Annotated in this window: 9 protein-coding genes and 1 tRNA gene; 6 read left to right on the top strand and 4 right to left on the bottom strand. The window is 62.7% G+C overall.

The window, feature by feature from the left end; translation table 11 throughout:
- The 5 genes from ACWELQ_RS30045 to ACWELQ_RS30025 form a co-directional block, all read left to right on the top strand.
- Positions 1-1068 (top strand): DUF4147 domain-containing protein (locus ACWELQ_RS30045; RefSeq protein ID WP_452400401.1); only part of this gene is annotated, 1068 nt, incomplete at its 5' end.
- A gap of 90 nt (positions 1069-1158) precedes the next feature.
- Positions 1159-2376, top strand: a complete 1218-nt coding sequence (locus ACWELQ_RS30040; RefSeq protein ID WP_452400400.1) for an ATP-grasp domain-containing protein — start codon at positions 1159-1161, stop codon at positions 2374-2376.
- 50 nt (positions 2377-2426) lie between these two features.
- Entirely contained in the window at positions 2427-3656 is a 1230-nt protein-coding gene (locus ACWELQ_RS30035) for an ATP-grasp domain-containing protein (RefSeq protein WP_452400399.1), read from the top strand.
- Between the two features lie 37 nt (positions 3657-3693).
- Complete coding sequence (locus ACWELQ_RS30030) at positions 3694-4905, top strand: MFS transporter (protein ID WP_452400398.1); 1212 nt, start codon at positions 3694-3696, stop codon at positions 4903-4905.
- Positions 4906-5139: 234 nt separating this feature from the next.
- A complete protein-coding gene (locus ACWELQ_RS30025) occupies positions 5140-5280 on the top strand; it encodes a hypothetical protein (protein WP_452400397.1) in 141 nt (46 codons plus the stop codon).
- A gap of 34 nt (positions 5281-5314) precedes the next feature.
- Here the strand turns inward: ACWELQ_RS30025 and ACWELQ_RS30020 are convergent, their stop codons facing one another.
- Positions 5315-5575: a winged helix-turn-helix domain-containing protein gene (locus tag ACWELQ_RS30020; protein ID WP_452400402.1), complete on the bottom strand. Its 261-nt coding sequence runs from the start codon at positions 5573-5575 to the stop codon at positions 5315-5317.
- 83 nt (positions 5576-5658) lie between these two features.
- On the opposite strand from ACWELQ_RS30020, the gene ACWELQ_RS30015 reads away from it, so the two are divergent.
- Positions 5659-5880 carry a hypothetical protein gene (locus ACWELQ_RS30015; protein ID WP_452400396.1) on the top strand — a complete coding sequence of 74 codons (222 nt, stop codon included), beginning with the start codon at positions 5659-5661 and terminating at the stop codon, positions 5878-5880.
- Positions 5881-6370: 490 nt separating this feature from the next.
- Here the strand turns inward: ACWELQ_RS30015 and ACWELQ_RS30010 are convergent, their stop codons facing one another.
- The 3 genes from ACWELQ_RS30010 to ACWELQ_RS30000 all read right to left on the bottom strand — a co-directional run bounded on the left by ACWELQ_RS30010 (position 6371) and on the right by ACWELQ_RS30000 (position 8166).
- Entirely contained in the window at positions 6371-7558 is a 1188-nt protein-coding gene (locus ACWELQ_RS30010; RefSeq protein ID WP_452400395.1) for a tyrosine-type recombinase/integrase, read from the bottom strand.
- Positions 7559-7588: 30 nt separating this feature from the next.
- Positions 7589-7813, bottom strand: coding sequence for a helix-turn-helix domain-containing protein (locus tag ACWELQ_RS30005; protein WP_452400394.1), 225 nt, complete (start codon positions 7811-7813; stop codon positions 7589-7591).
- Positions 7814-8089: 276 nt separating this feature from the next.
- A tRNA-Pro gene (locus ACWELQ_RS30000) sits at positions 8090-8166 on the bottom strand.
- Between the last annotated feature and the right edge of the window lie 85 nt (positions 8167-8251).

Raw genomic sequence — 8251 nt, 5'->3', positions numbered from 1 at the left:
AGACCGCGGAGTTCAACTTCCGGACCGCCTGCGAGGTCGCCGACGTACTGGCTCGGCGGCTGGGGTGCCGCCTCAACGGTGACGCCGCGGGACCTTGTGTTGTGTGTGTTTACAGGCGGCAGTTCAGCACTCGCCTGCCTACCCGCTGAAGGGATTCCCTTCGCAGCGAAGGCAGAGCTTCACCGACTCTTGATCGCTAGCGGGATTCCAATCGAGGAGAACAACGCGGTCCGCAAACACACGTCGGCAATCAAGGGCGGCCTTCTCGCCAGGGCTATGGGGGCCGCCACCATTGTCAACCTGACGGTCCCAGATGTCGTGAGCGGCAGGCTCGACTGCATTACAGATCTCACCGTCGAGGATCGTTCTACGGTTCGGGAAGCGCGCCAGGTGCTGCAAGACAACGGACTGTGGGATGCGGTCGCTCCTGAGATCAGGGCCCACTTGCAGGATCCCTCGTGCGAGACCCCGACACTGACAGATCAAGAAATCACAACCGTCCTCGTCTGCACGGCGGAAAACGCTCTGCAGGCTATGGCGGCGTCAGCTGCGGACGAGGGGTTCATCCCTATTGTCTTCGGCAACCGGATCGAGGGTGAGGCTTCCACTGTGGGGCGTGTGCTCGCCAGCATCGCAATCGAGTGCTTTGAGCAGGGGCGTCCTTTTCCCGTGCCCTGCATGATGTTGGGCGCGGGGGGCGAGATGACTGTCAAGGTTGATCCCGACGCCATCGGTGGCCCGGGTCACAAAGAGCCGAGCGGCGGCCCGAACCAGGAAGCGGCCCTAGCGTTCGCGCAGGCGCTGCCAGCTGATTCGCGAATTGCCGCCGGATTCCTCGACAGTGACGGTTCCGATGGAGGTGGCACCTGTGCAGGCGCCATCGTGGATGCTCTGACAGCCGAGCGAATTCAGCAACACGGGCGTCGACTGAGCAACGACCTGGCGGAGCATCGGAGTACAGCCGCATTGAGCGTCGCAGGAGACTGCGTTGTCACTGGTCCGACTGGCACCAACGTGAGCGATATCTGGGCTGTCGCCGTTGGCCCGGGGAGAGCTTTTCCAATGTAGTTCGCAGACGCTAAGTGAGGTATTTCCATGTCTCTTGGGGTTTTTGGATCCGGGCCGACACAGGTGGTTGGCGGAAGATGGCGGGTTCTGATGCTGGGCTGGAAGCCGAGAAGCATTGCCGCGTTGAATCGGCACGGCGCGGAGGTGGACTGTGTGGTGGCAGCCAAAGACGCCGTCTCAGCACGGGCGAAGGATTTGGCCCGAGGGCTGATCGTTGTAGGCGACCCCGCTGACGCCGAGCAGGTCCTCGCCGGCCTGCTCCGCAACGGTCGCAGAGTTCGCGAGTACGACATTGCCGCCAGTGGAAAAGAGTTCGCGCTGGTCACTGCGTCGATCGTGGGAAATCTTTGCGGTGGGAGCGCCATCGCGTGCGATGTGGCGTTGGCGATGCGGGATAAATTCTTGCAGAAGGAACTCATCCGGTCCGCAGAAGTCCAGACTGCCCGGTGTTTGGTGCTGGACATTTTGGACTCGCGGAGCATGGACGTTATCGGCGATTATTTCTCCGGTGCGCCAGTAGTCCTCAAGCCTTTCGCCGGAGCGGGTTCTCAGCACACCTTCGTATCCCGTTCCCTCGACGATCTCCGCGTCTCGCTGGAGGCAGCGAACAAAGTCAATCTCGGCCCATGGCTGGCGGAGGAGTTCGTTGACGGTGCCGAACTCCAGATCGACGGAGTCGTCCGCGACGGCACTGTCCGCTTCCTTGGAATCTCCCGATACGTGCAGAACCTGGTTGAGATCCATAAAGGCGGGCTGGTGGCCGCGATCACGCTGCCCCGGGCAGAGTACGACGACATTTATCAACAGGCGGATCAACTGGTGGAGCGGAGTCTGAAGGCGCTGGGCCACCAGGACGGCGTGTTCCACCTGGAGGCGTTCATCGGCCGACAGGGGCTGGTGTTCAGCGAGTGCGCCGCGCGAATCGGGGGAGGCCGCACCGATGAGATGGTCCTGGCAGGCTTTGGGGTTGATCTACACGACGAGTGGGCCCGAGCGGTACTGGATATACCGCCTGCCATCCACGCCGACGACGTAGCGACCTCACAGTCCGTCGGTGACATGAACCTGACCGCACCGCCCGGCCGGATCATATCCATGCCGACCGATGCTGAGGTCCGCGCTCGGGACGCGGTGGTGTACGCCGAAATCACTCACAGCTCCGGGGACACGATGCCCGACTGCAGTAGTGCTTCCCACCTGTCGGCCGGCCAGGTCCTGATCTCCGGTGATGAGCCGGCGCAGGTCGAGAAGCGCATGAGACAAATGTTGACCTGGTTCCAGGCCAACACGGAGGTCACGCCCGTATGAGGGGGCTGCGGTTGAACACAAACCCTTCGAAGGAAAGAGATTAGTCACCGATGCGTATGCTCGTCCTCGGTTGGAAGCCGGGTTTCGATTCCGTTATGAGCTCACTGCCATGCAACCCGGTTGTAGTAGCCGAGATAACCCACCTCGCCAAATACCCTGAACTAGCGTCGGGCCGCTACGACGTCGTCGAGGTCGGGAACTTCTGCGATGTCGTTCAGGTACTCTCTGCGCTAGCGAGACGCGGGCCGAAATACGCATCCTTCGACTGCGTACACACTGACCAGGAGCAGGCGGTGGTACCGGCTGCAGTTCTGGGTTGCCACTTCGGCGATCTACGAATCACCGTCGATGCGGCCATCGCGGCTCGCGACAAGTTCGTGCAGAAGCAGAGGCTGGCAAACGCGGGGATCCCCGTCGCTGACTACCTCGTTTTCGAGCAGGGGGCCGTTCCACAAGAGGTCCAGCTCGAACAGCTCTCCTGGCCACGTATTCTCAAACCGGTTTCAGGCGGCGGCACCAGGGATACAAGCCGTGTGAACGGACCCGCAGACACGCTCGCCGCCTGGCATGGCTACCGGCCGAATCCGGGGGCCGAGCCAGCGATGTTGCTGGAGAGCCTAGTCGAGGGCACCGAATTGCATCTGGACGGCGTCATGATAGACGGCGAGCTGCATTTCCTCAGTGTATCCCGGTATTTGGATAACCTTCTGAGCGTCCGGTCCGGCACTGTCCCAGCCTCACTGACATTGGACTCCCGCGACCATCCGGTCCTGTACCAGCAGGCCAGGCCGTTCGCCGCCGCCGCACTTAACGCACTCGGCCTCCTTACGACGGTGTTCCACCTCGAGGCGTTCCTAACAACTGCCGGCCTGGTCTTCTCCGAATGCGGTGCCAGGGCAGGCGGCGCCTTCGTTGCCGATGCGGTGCTCGATAAATACGGGATCGATCTGCGGCTCTGCGGAGCCTCCTTGGCGATGGGGCACCACCCCGATCTAGCTGCCGCACCTCGATCCGAAGCTGTTGGCTTCACCCTGTTGGCCTGCCCGCCCGGGACCATCACCCGCCTGCCATCCAGGGAGGAAATTATGGCTATGGAAGGAATCGTCAAGGTCAACCTCAACGTCTCGGTGGGCGACAGAAAACCCGACGAGCAGAGCGATACCGCACAACGGTCGGCGATTGCGTTGCTACGTGCTCCCGATGAGAGCGCTCTGGAACTGCGGATCGGCTCCGCGCAGCACTCGTTCTCCCACGCTGTCCACGCAGTCCCGGCGCTGTGAGCGGTCAGCTGACCCGCAATCTCGGGTGGCTCGCTCGATGACGGAAAGGACACGTACCGGGCGTATCAACGGCCTGCTACCCGACTCCCGGCCGCTGTGGGTACTGAGCGCCAGCAACCTGTCCAGGGCCATCGCCACTGGTTTCATCGCGTCGGTTTGCGTACTCTACTTCACCAAGATCGTCCATATCTCCGCGAGTGAAGTCGGATTCGGACTGTCTCTTGCTGCAGTCATCGCGATGGTCGCCAGTATCCCCGCGGGATATCTCGCTGACCGAGCTGGGGCTCGCCTGACCACGTCTGTGTTCCTGCTCGTGGAGGCCGCCGCCGTCCTCGGCTACACCGTCGTCCGAACTTTCTGGGGCCTGGTCGTGGCGGTGTCGGTGGTCGCTACGGCGGAATCTGCGGCCAGGGCTTCCCGCGGAGCCCTGATCGCCAATGCACTCGATTCCACGGGCCGCGTCCGAGCCCGTGCCTATCTACGAGCAGTCTCCAACCTCGGCATGGGCCTGGGCACCCTGTTCGGGGCCGTAGTCCTGACCAGCAGCGAACGCGTCATTTACGCCTGGTTCCTAGCAGCCACCGGCCTGCTGTTCGCTGCCGCAGGTCTGGTGTGTCTCGTCCTGCCCCGCGACGAGGAACTGGGCGTTGGCCACGCCCCATCAGGCCTTTCTGCCCTGCATGACCGGACGTTCCTCGTCTTTGCAGGGCTGAATGCGATGCTTGCCATGAGCGACGGGCTGCTGACGTTCGCGCTCCCATTGTGGATGGAGGACCGCACCGACATCCCGACCTCCGTGTATGCGGTGATGTTGTTGCTCAACTCGGTGGCCGTGGTGGTCTTCCAGGTGAGGGCCAGCAGAGGAACCGACGACGTGACCGGTGCAGCTCGTGCGCTGCGCCGGTCCGGCATTCTGGGCGCCCTGTCCTGCGTGATTTTCGCTCTGACGCAGGGCTTGCCGGTCTGGACAGGCGTCCTGCTCATCACCGTTGGGGTCAGCGTGCACGTCAGTGGAGAGTTGCTCTATAGCGCTGGCAGCTGGACCCTGTCCTATGACCTCGCGCCGCCCGGTGCCCAAGGCGTTTACCAAGGCGTGTTCAGCTTGTCTACCCAGCTCGGCGTGGCCGCCACCCCGGCCGTAGCGGCCGTCCTGATACTTAATCTTGGTGCCGCCGGTTGGCTTGTCCTCGCCGCACCCATTCTTATCGCTGGATTGCTCGCTCCATGGCTAACGAGCTTCAATTCGTAGTCGTCATGACGGGGTGGTGATGAGGTTCAGGCCAGTGCCGGCAAGGCAGCCGTCGATCAGGCTGGGACGGTGTTGGATTCGCCGCAGCCGGGTACGGACGGCGGCGATGAGGTGGTCGGAGTCGGTGAAGAGCGTGTTGGCCAGTGCGTTGCGTAGCGGTGACCAGATTCCTTAGACGAGGTTGAGGTCGGGGCGTAGGTGGGCAGCCGGAATATGGTCAGCCAATCGTGTTCGGTGGCGAAGGCGCACATGCCGGTGGTTTGGGAGTTGGGGTTGTCCCAGACCACCACCAGTGGTCCCGCCAGCTGGGTGGTGGGCGGCGACGAGCAGGTCGCGGTAGTCGGTCCAGCCGAAACCCTTGCGGTGGGCCGGTAGATCAGCCGGGACGGGGATCCAGGTTTGTAGCAGGTCAGTGCGGTGATCGAGTCCTGGTGCCCGGCTCATCCGTGCACTCGGATGACCGGGTGAGCCCGCGTGGGGACCAGGTGCGTGTGGTCGGCGGCGTCGTCGAGAACCCGGACTCGTCCTCGACGACGAGCCATGCCTTGTGCGCCGCCGCGGTCGTTTTACCTGCGGCCACGTGTCTTTCACTCATACCGTCACCCGCGGCGTCGTCGCGTTCGACCGCACGGCGTGCCGGGACCTGCCAGCTCCAGCCGTGCCGGTGCAGCAGCAGCGATAATCCCTGCAGGGTGTAGGACAGATGGAACCGGCGCCCGAGGGTTGACTCCCGAGGCGTATAACCCCGATTAGGTGTTCAGAGATCTGTTCACGGTGCTCGATGCGTTCGAGCTCGGCAAGGCCGACGTATTGGCCTTCTACTTCGGTGGTCTGTTGGTGCAGTTTCTGGCGGTGGCGGTACCGGAACGGATCGGCAAGCCGATCATTGCTTCCAGTAACGTGCGTCCCCGAGGATGCATTCGCTGGTTTGCCGGATCGGGTTCGGGACGCCGAACGTACTGTGTGGGTGGATGATTCACCCACTGATCCAGAGCAGACTCGCACTGCGGCAGTTGCCGCGGCGCAGGTCAATCTCTGGCGTCAGCAAGCAATCCAGGGGTATCTGCGTCGGCTCGAGAGGATCCGGTTCTCCGTGGAGTGGATTCGCGCCGGAACTGCGGGAGTGTGGCAATCGCCGAATCTTGAGCATCCGGTGGAGTAGCTGTCATCGATAGCGATTCCGCTCCTGCTTCTGTAGGACGCTATTGACCTGACCTTTCCACCTGGTTGGCGAACGAAGCCGCATCCAGGATCCCTTGCGCGCGGGTTTGCGGGGGCACGATCGGCGTGCTGGATAGAGGTCGTCACTGGTTCGAACCGAGTTCTATTCCGATACAGACGATCCGCGCGGGAGTGGTGGCACCGCGCGATGTAGTCTTCTGGCGTCAATGGTGTGTGCGACCATCTGGCGATTACCCCGGTCTCACCCCAGGCCCTTCGCACGGGGGCCTGGGGTGAAATCGTTCTAGGCCACCGAGCGCAGGTGCTTCGCCAGCTTCTTGGCCGCCTTGGCCAGACGGGCGTGGTCCGGGCGGATGTACCGTTCGGTAACACGCGAATCAGCATGGCCCGCAATTTGTTGCAGTCGATGCAGCGGAATGCCCGCATCGGCCATCCATGTGAGTCCGGTGTGCCTCAGGGTATGGCGGACGAGGTGGTCGTAGCCGAGTCCTGACACGACATCGTCCCAGTGGGTGCGATCGCGAAGCCCGGCGGTGCTGATGCGTCCTCCCTGCGGGCCCGTGAACAGCCGCGCGTTCGGCTTATGGCGCAGGGGCTCAATGCGTCTGGCCACCATCGGGCGGATTTGTTCGATGATCGGTACGAAGCGGGCTCGATTCCCCTTGGTGCCTTTGTCGGTCAGTCCGCCCGGACCCGGGGTGGTCTGGCGTCGGACGGTCCAGATCCAGTTCTCGGTGTCGATATCACGGACCAGGCAGCCGGAGACCTCGCCGATGCGGGCGGCCGTGCAGGCGGTGAACATGACGACATCGCCCCATCCGTGAAAGTTCTCGAATGAGGCGGCCACCAATGCATCGCACAACTGGACGAGTGCTTCCCAGTTCGGGATCGCGAGTGCGCGGGGGTCGTCGAGTTCGTCCTCGATCTGTTTGTAGAGGGCTTGCCACCCACGTACCTGAGCCGGGTTGAGATCGACCAAGCCGTCGCGGCGCGCTTGTTCCATGACGCGTTTGAGGACGGCGAGGGTGTTCTTGATCGTGGATTTGCCGCAGCCCTGTTCTTCGATCCATCCGACGACGGCCCGATCGCAGATGCCGTTGGTGATCGTGGGGACCCACAGGTGCCCCATTGTCGGGACGACCCGTTTCCTCCAGCCGCAGAGATACGGGTCCTTGGTTTTTCCCTCGAGCCCTTTCAGCGCCAAATCCATGTTGTCGGTGCCGTATTGGGTCAGCGTGACGCATGCGCGGACCGGGTCGATATCGCGAGCCGACAATCGGATCAGCCGGTCGAGCCACGCCTGGGCGAGCTCTCGGGTTTCGAATGTCTCCGATTTGGAGGGCCGATCCTTGGTGACAGGATCGGTCCAGCGCACACGGGCGCGAAACGGATTTCCCGAACCGGCGCGCTGGAGAACCTCGATATCGGTCGTCAGCTTGATCCCGATCGGGATCGCCACGGGGTTAGTCATCTCGGCCCACCTCTTCTGCGAGGCGTGCCGCTATACCGGCGGAATGGTATGGCGGGCAGCCAGATAAACCTCGAGATCGCGCTCGGGGTACATCGTGACTCGATCCGAGATCCGGATGAATCCCGGCCCCTCGGCAGGTTCGCCGCGGCGCCACCGCCGCACCGTCGAAGCGTCGACACCGAGGATTCGGGCGACTTCTCCGGTGGTGTACATGTGCTGGCTGAGTAGCGAATGTTCGTGGGCCGCATCGCTCATGGGGAACTCCCTTCCACCTCCGCCTGTACATGGGAGATATCAGAAGGATAGGTGCCTCTAGAGGCGGCTGGTTATCGTCCAGCAATCGCCATATGGGATGTGAAGAATCTGGCCGATCGACCCTGCTCGCGGAGTCCGGAAACTCACTGCAGAGGAGCGGGACGATCCTGTTGAATACACCTGTGCCCGACGAACCCGTTGGACTCGCGGATGGCGCTGTGGTCCACAATTGGTCCACAAAACGTGACCGGTCGGAGGCGGAAACCGCCTCCGACCTGGTCGGGCTGACAGGATTTGAACCTGCGACCACCTGACCCCCAGTCAAGTGCGCTACCAAGCTGCGCCACAGCCCGTTGCATTTGCTCTCGCTCGTGCTCGACGAGATTACCCCAGTACCCCCCTGAAGTTCCAAATCGGCTGGTTGTCGGCGTGTGGGAC

The sequence above is a fragment of the Nocardia sp. NPDC004722 genome, from assembly GCF_053601505.1.
Note: the sequence above shows the minus strand (reverse complement) of the source record. Positions and strands in the feature narration are given on the sequence as shown.